This window comes from Actinomyces stomatis (assembly GCF_031292835.1).
In the GTDB taxonomy this organism is placed as follows: Bacteria; Actinomycetota; Actinomycetes; order Actinomycetales; family Actinomycetaceae; genus Actinomyces; species Actinomyces stomatis.
The window spans coordinates 1-18,214 of sequence record NZ_JASPEP010000034.1; the positions used below are offsets into that span (position 1 = coordinate 1).

The 18,214-nt window shown below is 70.9% G+C and carries 13 protein-coding genes, 1 tRNA gene and 1 riboswitch; of the genes, 4 read left to right on the top strand and 10 right to left on the bottom strand.

Going from position 1 to position 18,214, the window contains the following annotated elements:
• The 3 genes from RIV12_RS12370 to RIV12_RS12380 form a co-directional block, all read right to left on the bottom strand.
• Nucleotides 1-1,241 (bottom strand): hypothetical protein (locus RIV12_RS12370; protein WP_309324263.1); only part of this gene is annotated, 1,241 nt, incomplete at its 3' end.
• A gap of 254 nt (nt 1,242-1,495) precedes the next feature.
• Nucleotides 1,496-2,242: a GNAT family N-acetyltransferase gene (locus RIV12_RS12375; RefSeq protein ID WP_075418508.1), complete on the bottom strand. Its 747-nt coding sequence runs from the start codon at nt 2,240-2,242 to the stop codon at nt 1,496-1,498.
• Nucleotides 2,242-3,453 carry a molybdopterin molybdotransferase MoeA gene (locus tag RIV12_RS12380; RefSeq protein WP_075418507.1) on the bottom strand — a complete coding sequence of 404 codons (1,212 nt, stop codon included), beginning with the start codon at nt 3,451-3,453 and terminating at the stop codon, nt 2,242-2,244. The genes RIV12_RS12375 and RIV12_RS12380 overlap by 1 nt, the downstream gene beginning before the upstream one ends.
• Nucleotides 3,454-3,548: 95 nt before the next feature.
• Here RIV12_RS12380 and RIV12_RS12385 point away from each other — a divergent pair, with 95 nt between their 5' ends.
• The 3 genes from RIV12_RS12385 to mscL all read left to right on the top strand — a co-directional run bounded on the left by RIV12_RS12385 (nt 3,549) and on the right by mscL (nt 5,782).
• Nucleotides 3,549-4,211 (top strand): 5-formyltetrahydrofolate cyclo-ligase, encoded by a 663-nt coding sequence (locus tag RIV12_RS12385; RefSeq protein ID WP_309324265.1) that lies wholly within the window; start codon nt 3,549-3,551, stop codon nt 4,209-4,211.
• Nucleotides 4,212-4,502: 291 nt separating this feature from the next.
• Nucleotides 4,503-5,288, top strand: coding sequence for an SAF domain-containing protein (locus tag RIV12_RS12390; RefSeq protein ID WP_309324275.1), 786 nt, complete (start codon nt 4,503-4,505; stop codon nt 5,286-5,288).
• Nucleotides 5,289-5,389: 101 nt separating this feature from the next.
• The gene (gene mscL, locus RIV12_RS12395) at nt 5,390-5,782 is read left to right on the top strand and encodes a large conductance mechanosensitive channel protein MscL (RefSeq protein ID WP_309324267.1); all 393 of its coding nucleotides are present in this window, start codon (nt 5,390-5,392) and stop codon (nt 5,780-5,782) included.
• 90 nt (nt 5,783-5,872) lie between these two features.
• Here mscL and RIV12_RS12400 read toward each other — a convergent pair whose 3' ends face one another.
• The 7 genes from RIV12_RS12400 to RIV12_RS12430 form a co-directional block, all read right to left on the bottom strand.
• Nucleotides 5,873-6,172, bottom strand: a complete 300-nt coding sequence (locus tag RIV12_RS12400; protein ID WP_309324269.1) for a hypothetical protein — start codon at nt 6,170-6,172, stop codon at nt 5,873-5,875.
• A 45-nt stretch (nt 6,173-6,217) separates the two neighbouring features.
• Entirely contained in the window at nt 6,218-10,528 is a 4,311-nt protein-coding gene (locus RIV12_RS12405) for a DNA helicase (RefSeq protein ID WP_309324271.1), read from the bottom strand.
• Between the two features lie 154 nt (nt 10,529-10,682).
• Nucleotides 10,683-10,755: transfer RNA gene (locus RIV12_RS12410), tRNA-Arg, on the bottom strand.
• A 101-nt stretch (nt 10,756-10,856) separates the two neighbouring features.
• The gene (locus tag RIV12_RS12415) at nt 10,857-11,795 is read right to left on the bottom strand and encodes a universal stress protein (RefSeq protein ID WP_075418502.1); all 939 of its coding nucleotides are present in this window, start codon (nt 11,793-11,795) and stop codon (nt 10,857-10,859) included.
• 208 nt (nt 11,796-12,003) lie between these two features.
• Complete coding sequence (locus RIV12_RS12420; protein ID WP_075418501.1) at nt 12,004-12,840, bottom strand: C40 family peptidase; 837 nt, start codon at nt 12,838-12,840, stop codon at nt 12,004-12,006.
• Nucleotides 12,841-12,843: 3 nt separating this feature from the next.
• A riboswitch (cyclic di-AMP (ydaO/yuaA leader) is annotated at nt 12,844-12,999 on the bottom strand.
• Nucleotides 13,000-13,455: 456 nt separating this feature from the next.
• A complete protein-coding gene (locus RIV12_RS12425) occupies nt 13,456-14,127 on the bottom strand; it encodes a metal-dependent transcriptional regulator (protein WP_309324277.1) in 672 nt (223 codons plus the stop codon).
• 258 nt (nt 14,128-14,385) lie between these two features.
• On the bottom strand, nt 14,386-15,720 hold the full coding sequence (locus RIV12_RS12430) for an MFS transporter (protein ID WP_075418499.1): 1,335 nt from the start codon (nt 15,718-15,720) through the stop codon (nt 14,386-14,388).
• Nucleotides 15,721-16,393: 673 nt separating this feature from the next.
• Between RIV12_RS12430 and RIV12_RS12435 the strand changes: the two genes are divergently transcribed.
• A partial coding sequence (locus RIV12_RS12435; protein WP_309324273.1) for a hypothetical protein occupies nt 16,394-18,214 on the top strand: 1,821 nt, incomplete at its 3' end.

Below are 18,214 nucleotides of genomic sequence, written 5' to 3' on the forward strand. Positions count from 1 at the left end.
TGGGGGGAGGCCGCAGCGGCCGGTCGGGCCGGCGCAGCCGCCTCAGGGGCGGAGGCCGCAGCATCCCGTTCCTGCGCCTCCTGCTCGATGGCGCTCGCCTCGGCGAAGAGCTTGCCCCAGCCGGACAGGCTGCGGGAGGTCGAGGTCGACAGGGAGGCGACGAAGTCCTTGGTGCGCGGCGAGCTCTCCTCATCGCCATCGCGGGAGACCGCCTCGCGCATGCCCATGTCCCGGGAGACCCTGCCGGCATGGCGCGAGGGCACGTAGACCGAGGCGCGGCGGGTCGCCTCGCGCTCGGCGGCCACGGCTGCGGCGGTCTCGGCGTCCAGATCGGCGTCGAGCTTGGCCAGTCGCTCCTCCTCGGAGTCGATGGTCCGGGAGGGACGGACAGCAGCGGTGCCGGTCGCCTCAGCGGGGCTGTCAGTGGTGGCTTCAGCAGGCACGGCGGACTCGGCGGACTCCGTGGCGGCTGTCTCCCGGGGCGACGACGCCGAGCGCTGGGCACCCTCGCGGGCGAGGCGCTCCATGAAGGAGTCCTGCGCGCCGGAGTCGACAGACTCGGCGGACACGGCGGGCGAGGCCGCACTGGCACTGACGGCGCTGCCGGCACCGCTGGAGGCGCTGCGAGTGCTGTCGACGACGGAACGGGGCGCGGCCACGACCGAGGCCGAGGAGCGCCGACCGGTCAGGGTTACCAGGGTCTGCTCGAGCTCGGCGATGCGGCGGCGCTCACGGCGGTCCGCCGCGGCCGAGGCCAGCGCGGCTCGGCGTCCGGCCACCATCGAGGTTCCCAGCAGCGCGGTGGGCAGCAGGGCGGGCCACCACGGCAGAGCCGTGAGAAGACCCAGCACCCAGGCGCCGAGCGAGACTCCGAGCAGGACGCTGGCGACGATCCCACGGTGCGAGGCGGCGACCCGACGGCGCTCACGGCCCTGGGCGTGAACCTGGCGGGCACGGTCGAGCTCGCGCTCGGTGCGCAGGGCACGCACATTCCTCACGGCGGGCCTGTTCATCACCCTCACCTCCGGTCGACGTCGAAAGAGCTCCGCATGCCCACTGCTCGCACAGGTCTCGTCACGCCCGACGGCGGCCGTACCCGTCGCCAGGACCCGCAGCTCAGCCGAGTAGCGGTCCTGGACGTTGGAGCGTCGAGCCATCTCGCGGCGCCCCACTAAAAGCGGAAGGAGGTACACGGAGAGAACCGTGATGAGGGCGATGACTGCCCAGATCTCGATTCCCACACAGCAACCGTAAGCGCGCCCGCCCTCGTCCCTGCGCAGGAACACTCCGGCTTTCCTTCGAAATACCTGGGATTCATGACGTCACACTGTCAGCATGACACCTCTGTCACCACATGAGTCACACACGTTTCTTCCGTCTCGCTGAGCACGTCGTCACCGACCAGCCGACAGCCACCCCGAACGCGCCGTGGACGCACCCGCCGCACCCCGGAGACCAGCCCCGCCTCAGCCTGCGCGCATGCCGTGAAAAAGCGTCACCCGCGCGTGAGTCGCTGCTCGAACCCGGCACCATCCGGCCCGTGGGCCTCCTCGGCAAGGGCCGCGAAGGAGACATGGTCGGCCCAGGCTCCGTTGATGTGCATGTAGCCGCGGCGCAGCCCCTCCTCGCGCAGCCCAAGACCACGGCACAGCGCCAGGCTCCGCTCGTTGTCGGGGCGCACGTTGATCTCCACGCGGTGCAGCCCCACCGGCCCCAGCAGGTGGTCGAGGACGAGGGCCACCGCCAGGCGCATGATCCCGCGCCCCTGCCAAGCCGAGCCGATCCAGTAGCCCACCTGGGCGCTGCGCATGGCACCCCAGATGATCGGATCGACGGCGATCTGCCCAGCGAAGGCGCCGTCGACCTCGACGACGAAGGGCATCGCCTCTGCGAGCCTGGCCCGGTGGGTCTGGCGGCGCAGGAAGGCGGGGAAGGTGCTCAGCGACTCCCCACCGCCGACCGGCAGAGTGGCCTCCCAGGGAGCGAGTCGGTCGTTCTCCGCCAGCCGCAGCGCCTTCCAGGGCTGTTCGTCGTCGGCTCGCAGTTCGCGCACGACGACCGAGGGGCGCCCGGGCACCTGCGAGGCACCGGGAGCCCGGTCCTCGTGGGTCGTTTCGGGCTCGAGGCGCACCGGCCAGGCGAAGCGCGTCGGCGAGCCGGCCCCGAGCAGCAGGCCGGCGATGGCCCGCCGGGCCCCACCACCGAGGGAGTCGTCATGAGCCGTCGACCGCGGGCCGGGCATCAGGCGTCCAGCAGGAGGCAGTGGAGGGTGTCGCCGGCCACCACGGTGCTCGTGTCCTCGGGCACGACGGCGATGGCGTTGGCCTCGGACAGGCCGTGCAGTCGGACAGTGCCCGGTGGCGTCGTCGGCTCGGCGCGGTATCCGCGGGAGGGTGAGCCGCTGACGTGCACGGGGACGAACTCGCGCTTTCCGCTCGGGGAGTGCCAGCCCTCGGAGATGGTGGCCGGCAGGCTGGAGCGGTGCAGGGAGGTGCGCCCGGCGATCTGGCGCAGGACCGGGCGCACGAAGGTCTCGAAGGCGATCTGGGCGCTGACCGGGTCGCCGGGCAGACAGAAGATCGGGGTGCCCTCGACCGTCCCCACGCCGAGCTGCCGGCCCGGGGACATGGCGACGGCGTCGAAACGCACCGAGCCCAGGGGGGCCAGGACCTCCTTGACGGTGTCCCCCTGCCCGACGCTCAGGCCTCCGGTGGTGATGAGGACGTCGGCGCGCACGAGCTGGTCCTCGATGGTGTCCGCCAGGGCGCGCAGCTCGTCGGGGACGGCGGCCACCCGAAAGGCCTGACCGCCAGCGTCGGTGACTGCGCAGGCCAGGGCGTGGCCGTTGGCATCGAAGACGTCCCCGGCCTCACGGAACTGGCCGGGCTCGACGAGCTCGTCCCCGATGGAGACCACGACGACGCGCGGTGTGGGGCGCACGCGCACCCGGTGCAGCCCGAGGCCCGCCAGGAGGGCCACCTGGCGGGCGCTGACGCGCGAACCCCGCTTGAGGACGGTGGTTCCGGACTTCACGTCCTCGGCGCGGCGACGGACGTTGTCGCCCGATGCGATGGAGCGGTGGACGGCGACCCGGGACTCACCGCGGTCGGTGTCCGCCCAGGGGATGACGGCGTCGGCGCCCAGCGGCATGGGCGCTCCGGAGTCGATGAGGACGGCGGCCCCGGAGACGAGGTGGCAGGGGCGCATGTCGCCGGCGCGCACCGCATCGACGACATCGAGCACGAGCGGGTTGTTCCGGTCGGCCTCGGCGACGTCCTTGGCGATGACGGCATAACCATCCTGTCCGGCCAGGTCCACGGCGGGCAGGTCGATTCCGGCGACGACGTCCTGAGCCAGGACGCATCCGACGGCGTCGGGAAGGACCACGTCGAGAGGGGCAGCCGCCTGGGCGATCTCCAGGCAGGCGGCCAGGTGCTCGGCCACTGTTCTCATGGCACTCAGGTTACCCTCAGGTTGACGACACGCGCCGTGCCCCGCCGGGACGAACGATTCAGGCGCGGGGCGCCTTCACCTGCGAGGATGGAGTTATGACGACCGGCGCGCTGGACCTTCCCGATACGAGCCGACTCGAGGTTGACGACGCCAAGGACGAGTTGCGCAAGGTGCTCAGGGCGCACCGCCGCACCCATCACCATCACCCGGCCCAGGGGCATACCGCGGACTGCGAGGCGCTGACCGAGCACGCCCTGGAGGCGGTGGCCGGCGCCCAGAAGGTGGCGGCCTTCGTGTCAGTGGGGGCCGAGCCCTGCACCCGGCTGCTGCTGGAACGACTTCACGAGGCCGGCGTCCAGGTCCTGCTGCCGGTGCTCGGCCCCCGCCTGGCGCGCTGCTGGGGGCTGTTCCAGGGCGGTGAGGACCTGGCGGAGCGGGCGCCGAGGCGCCCCCCGGAGCCCAGCGGCCCCACCCTTCCGGCCGACGCAGTCAGTCACGTCGACGCCCTCATCATTCCGGCACTCGCCGTGGACTGCGTCGGGCGCCGCCTGGGGCAGGGCGGCGGCTGGTATGACCGCATGCTGCCCCTGCGCTCCCCCGATGCCCACACCTTCGCCATCCTCCACCCCGAGGAGCTGGTGCCCGGGCCGTTGCCGATGGAGGAGCACGACGAGTGCGTGGACGCCGTCATCACGGCCCAGGAGTGGTTCCTGCTGGCCGCCGGCTCGCCGGCGCACACCATGTCCCCGGAGTCCTGAGCCCACCGAGACCGCCGGCTCCCGGGGGCCACAGGCACCCTGAGGCGGCCCCTGTCCACAGCACTGAGGAGCCAGCGTGCCGAGCCGCCGTCGGCCGCCGACCCTGGTGGCATGAGACGCCGCCACGGACTGCCCCGCCGCCCCTCGCTCAGCACCTCCCGGGAACCTCAGGATCCCCGTGCGGGGTCACCGCACTCCTCGGTGCCCGACTCCCGCCCGGCCCGTCCGAGCAACCGGGCCGGGCGGACCTGGCGCCGCCCTTCGCTCCTGCTGTGGAGGCATCGCCACCTGGTGGTGGCCGTCTGCCTGGGCACCGCGGTCCTGGTGGCCCTCAGCGTGCTGCATCCCGGCCCCGAACGCGGGCAGCAGGTTCTCGTCGCATCGCGCTCAATCAGCGCTGGGGCTCTTCTCACCGAACAGGACGTTTCGACCAGCATGCTTCCGGCCGGGTCGATCCCCCAGTCCCCATTGACCTCCACTGGACAGGCGGTGGGGAGCCGGGCGGCGATCTCCCTGGAGAAGGGCACGGTACTGACCGCCTCGATGACCAGCGGCGGCCTGGCCCAGCAGCTGGGGGCCGACGAGCGACTGGTCCAGGTGCCCATCGACGTCGGAGCCGAGCTCGCCCGCCCAGGTGCGCGGGTGGACGTCATCGGGCAGGCCCCCGAGGGGTGGACGCCGCAGACACAGGAGGACACCTCTCAGGGTGCGGCGGCTCAGAATCCCACTGAGCGCCCCGAGGCACCCGCCGCACCGAGCAGCCCGGAGAGCAGCTCGACAATGAGCCCCTTATCCAGTCCCAACGCACCCTCTTCACTGACCAACCAGGGATCACCAGGATTTCAGGAGTCTTCTCAGAGTATTTCCCAAGGAATATCTGCCGGACCTTTTGGAACGCACAGCACCGTTCTCTGCTCAAGAGCGAGAGTGGTGACGATTCAGCAAGTCGGAGAGGGTGGCCGATGGACAGAAAACAAGAAAGTAACACTTATCACACTGGCTATTCCTTCCAGTAGCGCTATTCTGGTAGTTGGCGCGGCTACGAATAGCACGCTCGGCATTGCGCTGAGCCCGTAATGCCGCTGCGGCGTCTTACGCGAATGATAGGACGCTCTCACTTCCAGCCCCCGATGGCGCACCCCGGCAGACGTCTGCCCGCGCCGCTAGAAAGGATCGCCATGATTAAGGGATTCAAGGAGTTCATTGCGCAGGGCAACGCCCTCGAGCTCGCCGTCGCCGTCATTATCGGTGCCGCGTTTAAGCCGATCGTTGACGCCATCACCGACGTCATTATGACCATCCTCGGTCAGATCATGGGCCAGCCGAACTTCGACTCCGTCGGTCAGTTCAAGATCACCGCGAGCGCCACCGAGTACGTCCAGCCTGGCACGATCATTACTGCCCTGGTGAACTTCCTGCTCGTGGCCGCCGCCGTCTACTTCGCCATCGTTATGCCGATGAACAAGCTCAAGGAGCGCCTGGCCAAGCAGAAGGCTGAGGACGAGGCCAACGAGGTCTCCGACGTCGAGCTCCTCACCGAGATCCGCGACCTGCTCGCCGCCAAGCACTGAGTCCCATAGCGATCTGAACATCGCTTCATCGCAAGGCCCCGCCGATCCTCATGATCGGCGGGGCCTTCCGCGTGCCCGCAGAGGCTCGCATCAGCCCCAGTGCGGGGGAATGTCGCGCCGGAGGCGGGCGTCATTGGAGCCGGCACCACCGGGAGCTGGGGCGTCGAGCCCCTCCCCCGGGCCGCTGAGGGCGTCGTGCTCGTAGTCGGCCCTCGCCAGATCCTCCGGGCTCTCACCGCGCTCCACACGTGCCCGGTCCCGGGCTGACAGGGCGACGACCCGACGGCGACGACGCGTGCTCCCACGCTCAGGCGTCACGGCACTGTCTGCGGACTCCACGCCCGGGGCCCGCGCCCGGCCGGATCCGCCTGTCACAGCGGTGTCATTCACGGCATCACTGTCATTCACTGCGTCCTTCAGCACCGCTCGTGCGGCTCAGCGAGTGCGCCGCACGGCGTTGGCCAAGACGGCATCGATCCCCGAGCCGCGACGACGCAGAGCCAGTGCGCTTCTCAGCTCTTCGACCTCCCCTGCCTCAGAGCGGACCACGCCGTCGGAGCGGATCCAGGCCATGAGGTCATCGAGCTGGTCGTCGGAGTAGGCCTGCAGCGGCAGCCCCTGGGCGATGCGGGGGCGCTCAGTGCGCTCATGGGCCTCGTCGGCCTCCGACTCGGGAGCCTCGGGAACGGCACGCACCGAGTCGTCGACGCGGTCGGGCACGGCCTCCATGGCCGGGGCGGCCTCCCCTTGACGCTCCACCAGGACGGCAAGGACGAGTTCCTCAACGGCCCTCGCCTCGGCCTCCGGGTCCACGAACACCCCGGCGGAGAAGGCCATGTGGACGCGCCACCCGCGCCGCTCGAGGCGTTCAACGCGGTGCCGGTCCCTCCGACGCAGGCTGGGCTCGCTGATGTAGTCGACGTCGTCGGTCAGGACCGCCACGAGCAGCTCGTCGGGGTAGTCGGGGTGGCCGATGGCCAGCGGGATGCGCACGCCGCCGTCGGTCCCGTAGCGGGGCACGACCGACAGTCCCTTGCGCCACAGGTGCTCGGCCAGGTCCACCAGGAGCCGGTCGGGCACCTTGCCGGCGGAGTTGCCGGACTGGGAGGAGTCCTCGGCCCGGGCCAGGACCTCGCGCAGCAGGCGGGCCCCCGGGGCGCGCAGACGGTCGCGGTCGATGTCTCCGGCGGCCAGGCAGGAGACCACCTGGGTGCTGCCCCGCGAGGCGCACAGGGCCTCGACGAGCCCCACCATGCCGCTGTGGTCCGAGACAGGCCCGAAGTTGTGGATGGTGCGCCCGTGCGGAGTCTTGGCGTAACCCACCGAGATGATGATGTGGTCGCGCTGCAGGGCGCGGGCCTCGGCCAGCTCGACGACGGTGAAGGGCTCGGCCGCCCCGGGGGCGAAGAACTCCTCCAGCGCCGGGGCGCCGGCGGCCGCGCGGGTGATGGCCGAGCGCAGGGCGTCGGCGTGCAGGCGGTTGAGGGCGATGACGGCCAGGGACTCCTCGGGCCGGGTCAGTGCCCGGTCGATGACCATGTCGACGACGCGGGAGACCTCGGCCTCCACCGTCTCGACCGCGGTCTGCCCGGGCGCCGGCATGCCTCGCCCGTCCACGAGCTCCAGGGTCAGGGAGGTGTCCCCCGGCGGGGAGGGCACGGCCTCGACGACCCCCTCGTAGCCGTTGGCCGCCAGGAAGGAGGCGATGCCGGCGTCGAGGCTGTTGCGCCCCGTCGGCAGGGTGCGCGAAGGCAGGAGCGGGCCGAGCTCGGCGGCCAGCCCCTTCGTCGCGCGCCGGGAGTCGCCGACGACGAGCACCTGCTCAGCGCGCACGAAGGCGGGAAGCACCTGCGGGACCGGCATGGGCGTGGAGGCGTCCAGCACGGCCAGGTCCACCACCGCGGTGGGCGAGAAGATCTGGGGCACGAGCGTGGGCGGGACGATCCAGATCGGCCGGGCCAGCAGGGCCATGGGGTGGGCGTCGATGATCTCCCGCAGCGGGACGCCGTCCTCGCGGGCCAGCGCGATGTACAGGGCGCGGGCGTCGGCCTTGTCCTCCTCGACGGCGGCCCGCACCCGCCGGGCGCAGGCCTGGGCCACGGGACCGGACAGGGAGCGCGTGTGGGCGGCGTCGAGCTCGCGCAGCGAGACGGCCATCTGAGACAGGGCGCGCGCGTCGAGACCGCCGAGGTCGGGGTCGGCGGCGAGGGTCTGCGCCAGCAGGGAGGACCACCAGCAGTAGGTGAGCTCGGGCTCGAGCTGCTCGTCCTCGACGCTGCGGGCGGCCATGTCGGCCACGAAGTCGCTCAGGCCCAGGGCCTCGAGATCGGTGCGGATGCGGTTGACCTCGGGGAGCTTCTGGGCGGTGAGGTCGTCGGCGGCCAGGGAGCGGGCCAGCTCCAGGAGATCCTCCAGGGGCATCTCCATGAGCACCGGGGAGTCCTGGGCGCGCCCCAGCAGCGGCTGAACCTCGGTCACGGCGCCGCGCGCCCGTCCGGCGGTGCGCCGCATCTCGTCCAGGCCCTGTGGCAGGCGGGGCCATCCGCCGTCGGGGTCGTGGCGGCGCCACACCTCGCGGCGGCGCTGGACCTTGACCAGCTCGCCGTGCAGGTCGTCGACGACGCGGCCCGGCCGCACCAGGTCGCCCGCCTGCCGCGTGAAGCGCCGGCGCCGTGAGCCGTCCATGTGGATGCCCCGCTCGTCGCGCCAGCGCTTGGAGGCGGTGGCGATGACCATGTCGGCGGCGGAGCGCTCGAAGACCTCGGGCAGGAAGACGTCCAGGGACTCGCGCACGCCGTCGAACATGTCGAGCTGCTCGATCCACTGGCCCAGGTTGCGGGCCCGGCTCAGGCCGGTGGTGCGGGCGACCGCGGCCGTGTGCTCCTGGATGGTGGGCAGCAGGTCGTTGGCCAGGGCACGCAGGTGGACGAGCGCGTCGGTGGCCTCGTCCATGTCCTCCACCGGGATCCCGTTCCAGGCGCTGGAGGAGACCTCCGGGGTGAACAGCCCCAGGGCGTGCCCGCGGTGCAGGAGGGCCAGGGCCCGGTCCCTGCCGTCCTCGTCGAGGCGGCCCAGGTGCTCGGCGTCGATGCGGGCCCGGGTGGTCGCCCGGTCGCGACGGCTGGTGAGCTCGGCGAGCTTCTGCAGCGCCTCGTAGGCGGAGACCGACCAGGGCTCGCGGGGGCGGTGCAGGGCGCGCACGTAGCGGTCCAGGCGGGAGCGGACCGAGGTGAGGCGGTCCCTCGAGGAGATGATCCCGGCGACGTCGAGCTGGGGCGGCTGGACGCCCAGGCTCTCGCGGATGCCCTCGGAGGCGTGCTGGCGCCAGGCCGCGTCCTCGGTGAGGTCCAGGACCATGGATCCCAGGCCCTCCTCGCGCAGGGCGGCCGCGACGGCGTGCCCGTCGGCACTGGTGGCGGGCACGTGCAGCACGGTGCGTCCGGAGGCGGCGGCGTCGGCGAAGACGGCGGCCAGGGTGCCGGCGACGTCGGAGCCGGGGGGCGCGTCGATGAGGAAGCTCGCTCCGGTGCCCACCGCCTCGATGACGTCGAGCTGGGCTGGCTCCAGGTCACCCACGCCGCGCTCGGCGCCGGGAACCCGGTCGGTGGGGACGGCCGGGGGCAGCTCGACGTTGAGGGCCTCACGGGCCCCCTCGTCGCCGGCGATGGCGGCGACCAGGGCGGAGGTGCGCGAACGCTCCAGGACGGCGTCGAAGTCCTCCACCAGCGCCTGTCCGGGGTGGACGAAGGCGCCGACGACGAGGCGTTCGTGGATCTCGAAGCCGGGCAGGTACTGGCGCCCCAGGGCACCGATGCGGGCCAGGGCCGAGCGCGGGGTGAAGCCCGCCGAGGACAGGGCGGCGCGGGCGATGTCCCCGATGTCGGTGCTGCACTGGTAGCGGCGCAGGGCACGGGTGAGGACCGGGTTGACCTCGATGGTGGGGTCGAGGGTGAGGGTGGCGTCCGCGGTGGCGCTGGTCAGGCGCACGGGGCGCAGCAGGACCGGGGCGTTGACGGTGCGCACGCGCGGCGCCGTGGGGGCCTCGGGGACGGTCAGGCCGGCGGCGGCCAGGGCGTTGCGGGCGGCGTGCTCGGCGGCGATGCGCTCGACGTGCGGGATCTGGGCGGTCAGGTCCGCCTCCGGCGAGTCGCCGTCGGCCAGGTGGAGACCGTCCTCATCGTCATCCTCGGGGACCGTCTCATTCCAGGTGGCCACCCCGATGGCCAGGTAGACCGGCGCGACGCCGAACTGGCGGGCCAGGACGTCGGTGCGCGCCGAGACCTCGCGCAGGGATTGGCGGGCCTGGCCCAGGGCGTTACGCTCGCGCACGATGCTGGACAGGTTGGTGGGGCGGCCGGCATAGAGCTGAGCCAGGCCGGAGGGGTGCGCGGCGGTGAGGTCGACGACGCCGTCGAGCAGGGTGATGTCATCAAGGCTCGCCACGCCCCCCAGGTCCACGAGGTGGCTGCGCCAGGAGGACAGGGCCGTGTCAATGCGCTCGCGTCGCTCGACGTCCGCAGCGCTCAGTGGCGGTGCGGGTGCGGGGCGCACGGGGGCCGGAGGCGCCGGTTCGGGGGCGGGCTCGGGCTTGCTCGGCGCCGCGGCAAGAGCCCCCAGGTCCGCGGCGAAACGCCGTCGGCTCGCGGTTTGATCTGAGCCGGCCGAGGATCGGGCACCCTTGTGTTCATCCTCCCGGAGGGCAGCATCGCGCCGTTTACGGCCGAAGGAGAAGAACGAAGGCGTCATACGCTCAAGATATAGGCCGATGGACCCTTGGGCGTGGAGACGCACCGCGGCGTGGCACGCCCCATGCGCCCGCGGCTGCCGTCCGGGCACGACCGGGCGGCACTGATCGACTCCGTCCTTATCGACGCTCGCCGACCGGACCCGGTGGTGTCAGCGCCCTCGATTGGATTCGAACCAACGACACCCGCTTTAGGAGAGCGGTGCTCTATCCCCTGAGCTACGAGGGCCTGAGCGGAAGACTACCAGCGGATCGACCCGACCATGACCACTCGGGCTGCGGGGTGGCGCCGCGGCGAGCGAAGGTGGGCTCACCGCGGCGGGTGGGGCCTCAGGCCCGGCCCCACGGGGTGGAGGTGCGCGAGGTGCGCCGCTCCCCCTTGGCGTAGTGCGTGGGTGCGACCAGAACGGGGCACGAGGCGTGGGACAGGACGGCCTGGCTGGTGGAGCCCAGCAGGAGGCCGGAGAAGCCCCCGCGTCCACGCGAGCCGACGACGATGAGGTCCACGGCGGTGGAGAACTCGGCCAGGAGCTCGGCCGGGTTGCCGTCCAGTGCGTGGCGGCGCACTGTGACGCCCTCATGGCCTTCGAGGGCCTCGTTGATGGCGCGGTCCAGCCCGGAGCGAACGTCGGCCAGGACCTGCTCGCGGTCGACGGCGGCCGGCAGCCAGGCGAGCGCCCCAGCCCCGGAGGCCATCGGCACGGCGGCGATGGCGGTGAGCTCGGCGCCCCACGCCTCCGCCTCGGTCACGGCCCACTTGAGGGCCCTGCGGGCTGAGGAGGAGCCATCGACCCCGACGACGATGCGACGCACCGGCGTGTAGTCGGCGCCCTCATTGTGCTGGGGTACGACGACGGCCGGGCAGTGGCTGTGGGCGGGCAGGGCGGAGGAGACGGTTCCCAGGAGCCGGTCGGCAAAGCCGCCACCTCCCCGGGTGCCGACGACGGCCAGCGTCGCCTCCTCGGAGAGGTCGACGAGGACCCCGGCCGGGTCCCCGGTCTCCAGGGAGGAGGTGACGGTGACGCCGGACTTCTTGACGCGCGCAACGGCCTCGTCGATGACGGCCTGGGCGCCGGACCTGATGGCCGAGTCATCGAGCGCCGCGTAGCCGCCGTCGAGGGACGCGGTGGTGAAGGAGGGCAGGGAGTAGGCGCACAGGATGTGGACGCGCCAGCCCTGGCACTCAGCGCGCGCCACAGCCCAGTCCACTGCCGCCAGGGACTCGGGTGAACCATCGACTCCGACGAGGACGACGTTGTCATCAGTCATGGGATCTGCCCTTTCTCGAGATAACGGTCTACGACCCAAGGACATTCTGCCCCGAAAAGGGGTGTGGGGACCACCACATGAGAAGGTTGTCCTCGTTTTGCTCCCAGGAGACGCCCCGGCGGTCGGCTCCGACCCTCTTCTGACACGCCGTGAGGGGTGGGTGCCCGATGGCACCCACCCCTCACGGTCAGGACTTCAGCGTCTGGGATCAGCCGACGCGGACGAAGCTCGGGGAGCCCCAGATGTCGCGGTAGACCACACCGGTGGACTCGTCACCGGCGTCGATCACCTTGCCGTCACCGGCGTAGATGCCGACGTGACCGGGCCAGGTGACGAGGTCGCCGGGCTGAGCCTCAGCGGCGGACACCTGGGTGCCGGCCACGGCCTGCTCGCCGGAGGTACGGGGCAGGCTGATGCCGACCTGGGCGTACACGTAGGAGGTGAAGCCGGAGCAGTCGAAGGCGCTCGGGCCGGAGGCGCCCCACACGTAGGGGGCACCCACGTACTGCATGGCGATGGCCACGACAGAGGAGTTGGAGGTGCTGGCCGGCGCGGAGGCCTGGGTGGTCTGAGCGGCCTGGGTGTCGGCGGCAGCGGCGTCAGCGCCCTGGTCAGCAGCAGCCGGGGCGGCGGCCTCAGAGGAGGGGGCGGCCTCCTGCTCGGCCGGAGCAGCCTGGGCGGCAGGGGCCTCAGGGGCGGCGGGCGCCTGCGGAGCCGCAGGGGCGGGGGCGACGGCCTCCACCTGCGGGGCGGCCTCGGTCACCCAGTTGGCCTGGGAGATGGTGATCTGCTGGCGGGCGGCCAGGGCCTCGCGGGCGTTGGCGGCGAAGATGCCAACTCCGGGGGTCACGCCGGAAGCCTCGATGGTGCCGGAGGAGGTGACCTCGCTGTGGCCGGCGGCGTTGGCTCCCGAAGCGATCATGGTCAGGGCGAGGCCGGACGAAGCGGCAACAGCCAGACCGCGGCGCGCGGTGGGAGCAAAGTCATCCAGTGGGGTAAGGGCGCGGGTGGCTTTGCGGTGACGTGCGGTGGTGCGTGAGGACATGAATGCTTTCTCCTGTTGAGCCGACGAGGTGAGCTGTCGGGTTCGGACTGGAGACGTCCGGCCCGCAGATGCGGGCTTCACCCCAAGGCCGCTTCGGCTGTTCGCCTGGGCGACCGGTAGTTGGTTCCCCCGTTCCTGCCACTTGAGTTGTTGGTTCCACGTGCCTCAGACCGAGTGGCAGGACTAAGCCCCGGTCCGAGACGTCACCGAGACGGTTGTCTGCGGCAACGACCTGAACGCTACATGACAGACCCGCGCTTCGTCACGGCAAGGTGTCACACACTGTTGTGAGCCGAAGCACTATGGAGCGCTTCTCGCTTTTATCCATATTGCTCCAGGGACCTCAGTCCATCGGCACGCTCGCAACCCAAACCGATAATTCGCGGTATTCTGCTGAAAAATCGCACCCACCTCGGCGGGATCCCGACATAGGTCCTCTGTCCCAGTGTCTGTAGGACCCCTCAACGAGGATGGCTATCCGACTGTCGACCGGACCGCGGGACAACTCCTCGCATCTCATCTAATGAGACGAGAAACACCACCAGAACCCCCTGCCTGCACAGGTTATTTTCAGACTCCCTTGAGGGGGTTGGCAGAAAGCCTGAGCGTCGCCGCTCAGCGCTGGACGAAGAGGTGGCGGGCGACGTCGTCGGCCAGGACGACGGGGTCACCGGAGGACCCGACGAGCCTCACCCCGCCGGCGCTGACACGCAGCTCCACCTCGGCTCCGGCGACGATCTCCGCGTCCTCGAGGCTCGCGATGATCTCCGCGTCAGCCTGGATCGGCTCCCCGATGCGGCTGATGACGGCTGTGACGGTCTCACGTCCGGCGAAGCGGTCCACGCTGACCTCGTCGGCGGAAGGCCGAGGGTGCTCCGCGGTCCGCGGCGGGACAGGATTGCCGAAGGGGTCGGTGGAGACGTCGTCGAGGATGACGGCGAGGCGCTCCTCAACCTGCTCGCTCATGACGTGCTCCCAGCGGCAGGCCTCCTCGTGGACGAATCGGCGCTCGATGCCGATGACGTCCAGCAGCAGTCTTTCAGCGAGCCGGTGCTTGCGGATCACGTCAGTGGCGCGCCTGCGCCCCTCATCGGTGAGCTCGAGAGAGCGGTCCTCGGCGACCTTGATGAGACCGTCACGCTCCATGCGCGCCACCGTCTGGGAGACCGTGGGGCCCGAGTGGTCGAGACGCTCGACGATGCGGGCACGCAGCGGCGGAACTCCGTCCTCCTCAAGCTCATAGACGGTCTTGAGGTACATCTCGGTGGTGTCGATCAGCTCGGTCATGGGGGTGGGCTCCTGCTTGAGGTGGATTACCGCGGCCATTCGATGCCTTCGGAAGGGCTCGCTCACCGAACCGCGTTCCACGACAGGATAGGCGGCATTCTGTGATCTGGGCCAGTACCACCTGAAAGCGCGCCGATCCTCGGCTGGGGAGGACTCCCCAGTGCCCCGGAGATGCGCCACGGGTAGCGTACGTATTACTCGTTCGGTGACATGTGAGGCCCGGTCAGGCGGCACGAGCCCGCGTCAGTCGGTGTTCGGTCAGTGCGAGTCGACGTCGTCGCCCCGGGTCTCCGGCTGTGGGGTCCGCGGTGGTTTCGGCGCGGCCCTGAGATAGGGGCGGGTGGAGGAGTAGTGCAGGGACAGGTTCCAGTGCCTGTAGCTCCAGGCGGCGGCCACCAGCGCGGTGAGGACAGCGCTCAGGCCGCCGACCGCGATGGCGATGCGCGGCCCCCAGGCGTCGGCCACCCAGCCGATGAGCGGGGCTCCCACCGGCGTCGACCCCAGGAAGAACATCATGTAGATGCTTAGGACCCGCCCGCGCATGGACGGCTCGGTGGTCATCTGCACGGTCTGGTTGGCGCTGGTCAGGAGGGTGAGGACGCACAGGCCCACCGGGATCGTCATGACCATGAAGGTCGGGTAGGTGGGCATGACGGCCAGCAGGAGGGTGAAAACCCCCAGGGCGAGGGCCGCCAGCACGACGGTGCGGGGGCGGGGGTTGCGGCGTCTGGCCGCCCACAGGGCGCCGGAGAGGGACCCGACGGCGAAGACCGAGGAGACGGTGCCGTAGGCGTCGGACTCCAGGTGGAAGACGGTGCGCACGGTCGCGGCCATGGTGACCTGGAAGTTGAGGGTGAGCATGGAGACGACGGCGACCACGGCGATGATGACGACGAGGTCCATGCGACCGCGCAGGTAGGCCAGCCCTTCACGGAGCTGACCGGCGGCACGGCGGGCACGGGGCATGTCCACAAGCTCGCTCACGCGCATGGCGGCCAGCGCCACGGCCGGGAAGACGAAGGTGGCGGCGTTGACGGCGAAGACCCAGCCAGCGCCGACCCAGGTGATGACGACGCCGGCGAGGGCCGGCCCCAGGAGGCGGGCGGCGTTGAAGGAGGCGGAGTTGAGGCCCACGGCGTTGGACAGGTGCTCGGCGGGCACCATCCGGGCCACGAAGGTCTGGCGGGCGGGGGCGTCGTAGGCCGCGGCGACACCCGTGAGGAAGGCGGCCAGGTAGACGTGCCACAGGCGGGCGGTGCCGGACAGGACGTCGACGGCGAGGACCGCGGAGACCAGGCCCATGGCGCTCTGGGTGATGATGAGGAACTTGCGCTGGTCGACCCGGTCGGCGACGAGGCCGGCGTGCGCGGACAGCAGCAGCATGGGGAGGAACTGCAGGGCCGTGGTCAGGCCGGTGGCGGAGGCGGAGTCGTCAGTGAGGACGCGCAGCACCAGCCAGTCCTGAGCCACGCGCTGCATCCAGGTCCCGGTGTTGGCCACGAGGGCGGACAGGAACCAGATCCGGTAGTTGTGGAATCTCAAGGAGGCGAAGATGCCACCGCCGGGGCGGCGCTGTGAGGTCGTGCGAGTCATGTCCTGAGGTGGTGAAGACGTGGGGCGGGTTGACGAGTGTCAGGGGTGGTGCCGGACGGTGCCGTCCGGGCGACGAACGCCCCGTCTGAGAAGGGTAGTCCTCGAGGCACCAACGATTACCAGCAATGGACGCCGCCCCTGACGACGGCGAGTGAGACTGGATTGCGGAAAAGCCGCCTCTCTCCCGACCGTTTGGTAACAAAATGGTTACGCCACTGAACGGCGTATGAGAGAGGGGTGGGCGTTGAACGATAACGGCCAAGGGTATGTGCCGGGCTCAGGCGCCGGGGAGCCTCCTCGGGTGTGGCCGGCGTCTCGGCGCCCGCCCGAGCGAGCGGGCCAGGAGGGGATGCTGGCGGGACGGCCAGTGGCGGGGCATCCGCCATCGGGACAACTATCGGGCCACCCTGCGGTGGGGCAGCCGACGGCGCCCTCCGGCCACATCCCACCACCCGCCGCCCAGGGGGTCGCACCACCCCGGAGTCATGGTGTCGCCCCGCCCACGGGGCCGTTGGCCGGTCACATGCAGACGGCCGCCTACAGTCACATGCCTGACTCCGGTCGAGCCTTGAGACCCCGGCCTGCCCAGGGACCTGCCCAGCAGTCCCAGCCTGCAACGGCACCTGTTCAACCGGCCGCTCCGCCCATGACGACCACTGCGGTACCAGGGCCCATGGCTGGACCACGAGCAGAGGCACCGCCGAGGCAGGAGTGGTGGGAACGGCTGCGTGACCGCACGTCGAGGTCTCGGATCTTCCTGGCGCTGCGCCGGGTGCGGGCCGTTGCGGCATGGTTCGCGCTGCTGGTGGTCCTCGTGGCCGTGGCGGTCTCGCCGACGGTCCGCACCGCGCTGGGGGCCTGGATCGGGTGCCTGTGGCTGGTGGTGTGCTGGTTCACTCTGGCCCGAGCTAAAACCGTCTCCTGGGCGCTGACGTCAGGAGTGTTCGCCACTGGAATGCCATTGGCGCTGTTGATCGCCATGGTGAGCCTGTGGGTCTGCAGCGCCGCCGGCGTCATCCCGTCTGATATAGCCGCTTCCGTAGCGGTCGCCTCCGTGGTGGAGGAGGTTCTCAAGCTGACACCGCTGGCGGTTCTTGCCCTGGTGGCTCCAGGGCGGGTACGCCGTTTTCTGGTGAGCGACTGGATCGTTCTGGGGGTGGCGGCGGGCGCCGCCTTTGAGACGGTCGAGGAAGTCACCCGCCGCGTCATGCTGCTGAACAGCAGCAATAGCTTCCTGAATAGTCTGTTCTGCCCCGAGGGCGGGAGACAACTGGAGTGCGGCGGCGCTACGACCTACTCCCTGAGTCCGTTCTCCGGGGTCACCGGGGACATCTTCCCCTACCCCTATGCCGGGCACGCGGTCGTCACCGGGTTGGTGGGAGGGGCGATCGGGCTGGGTATCGCCCTGTGGCGACGTGGTCGGGTGCATCGCGGTGGATACAGGGCCGCGTTGCAGCTCCTTGCCCCGGTAGTGCCGCTGTGGACGTGGTGGGTGGCGGTTGTCGACCACATGGGGCGCAACGCCTCCAACGACGTGTTGTGGTCGCTGACGGGAGGCGAGGCGCCGTCGTGGCCCGTTGAGGTGACGGCATCGCTGACCAACAACGGGCACGGACGCGGCGCCACCCTTCTGCTGATGCTGGCGCTGGCCTGGGTCATCGATAGCCGCACGCTGTGGAGCGGCGGGTACGTGAGCGCCCTTGAGAGCGAGAACTACGGGAACCGCTGGGCGCCGTGGCGGTGGCGTGTCTGGGCGGGAGTGCCACGCAATGCCTTCGGGCGCTTCCTGGCCGACGGCGCCTGCCTGGTCTCCGTCGTCGGGGTCGAGTGGCGATGGGCGTGGATGACGCTCATGGAGGCAGCCGCGTTCCGCGAACCGAGGCTGCTGCTGGCGACTCCCGCGAAGCTGCGGATTGCGCGGGAGGAAGCGGCGCGCGCCGAGCTGGATCCAGCGCCGGAGCAGTGGTGGAGGGTGCGACTCGGGGGCCTGTGCGCGGTGGTGGCCGGCGTACTCGTCATTGCCATGGTTCCCGATCTCACCCGGAGCCTGGCCGATAGCCTGACCGAAGAGCAGCCGTACTGGTTGGCGGGGATTCTTGATGCATTGGGGGCGGCGTGGGAGTCGCTGAGCTGGGAGAAGAAGCTGGGGCTGGTGGTGCTGGCCGGGTCCATGGTCGTCTTGTCCGGGGGCACGCTCGGCCTGGCCTTCGAGGTCGGCATGGGCGTTGCCACCGTGCTCGGATCCGCCCGCGGGGCAGCGTCCCTCGTCCGCGACCCCCGGGGCACGACGGCCCGCTACCTGTCCACCCACACACCAACCGAGATCGCCCTGGACCTGGCGACCGCTGCGCTGACCACGGTCGGCGGCGGAGCCGCCAGCGCCATGGGCGGCCAAATGGCCCGCGGCGCCTACGCCGCCACCCGCGAGGCCAGGTACGCCTCCTGGCTGTGGCGCACCGACCGAACCGCATGGCGACACTACGTCCGCAACACA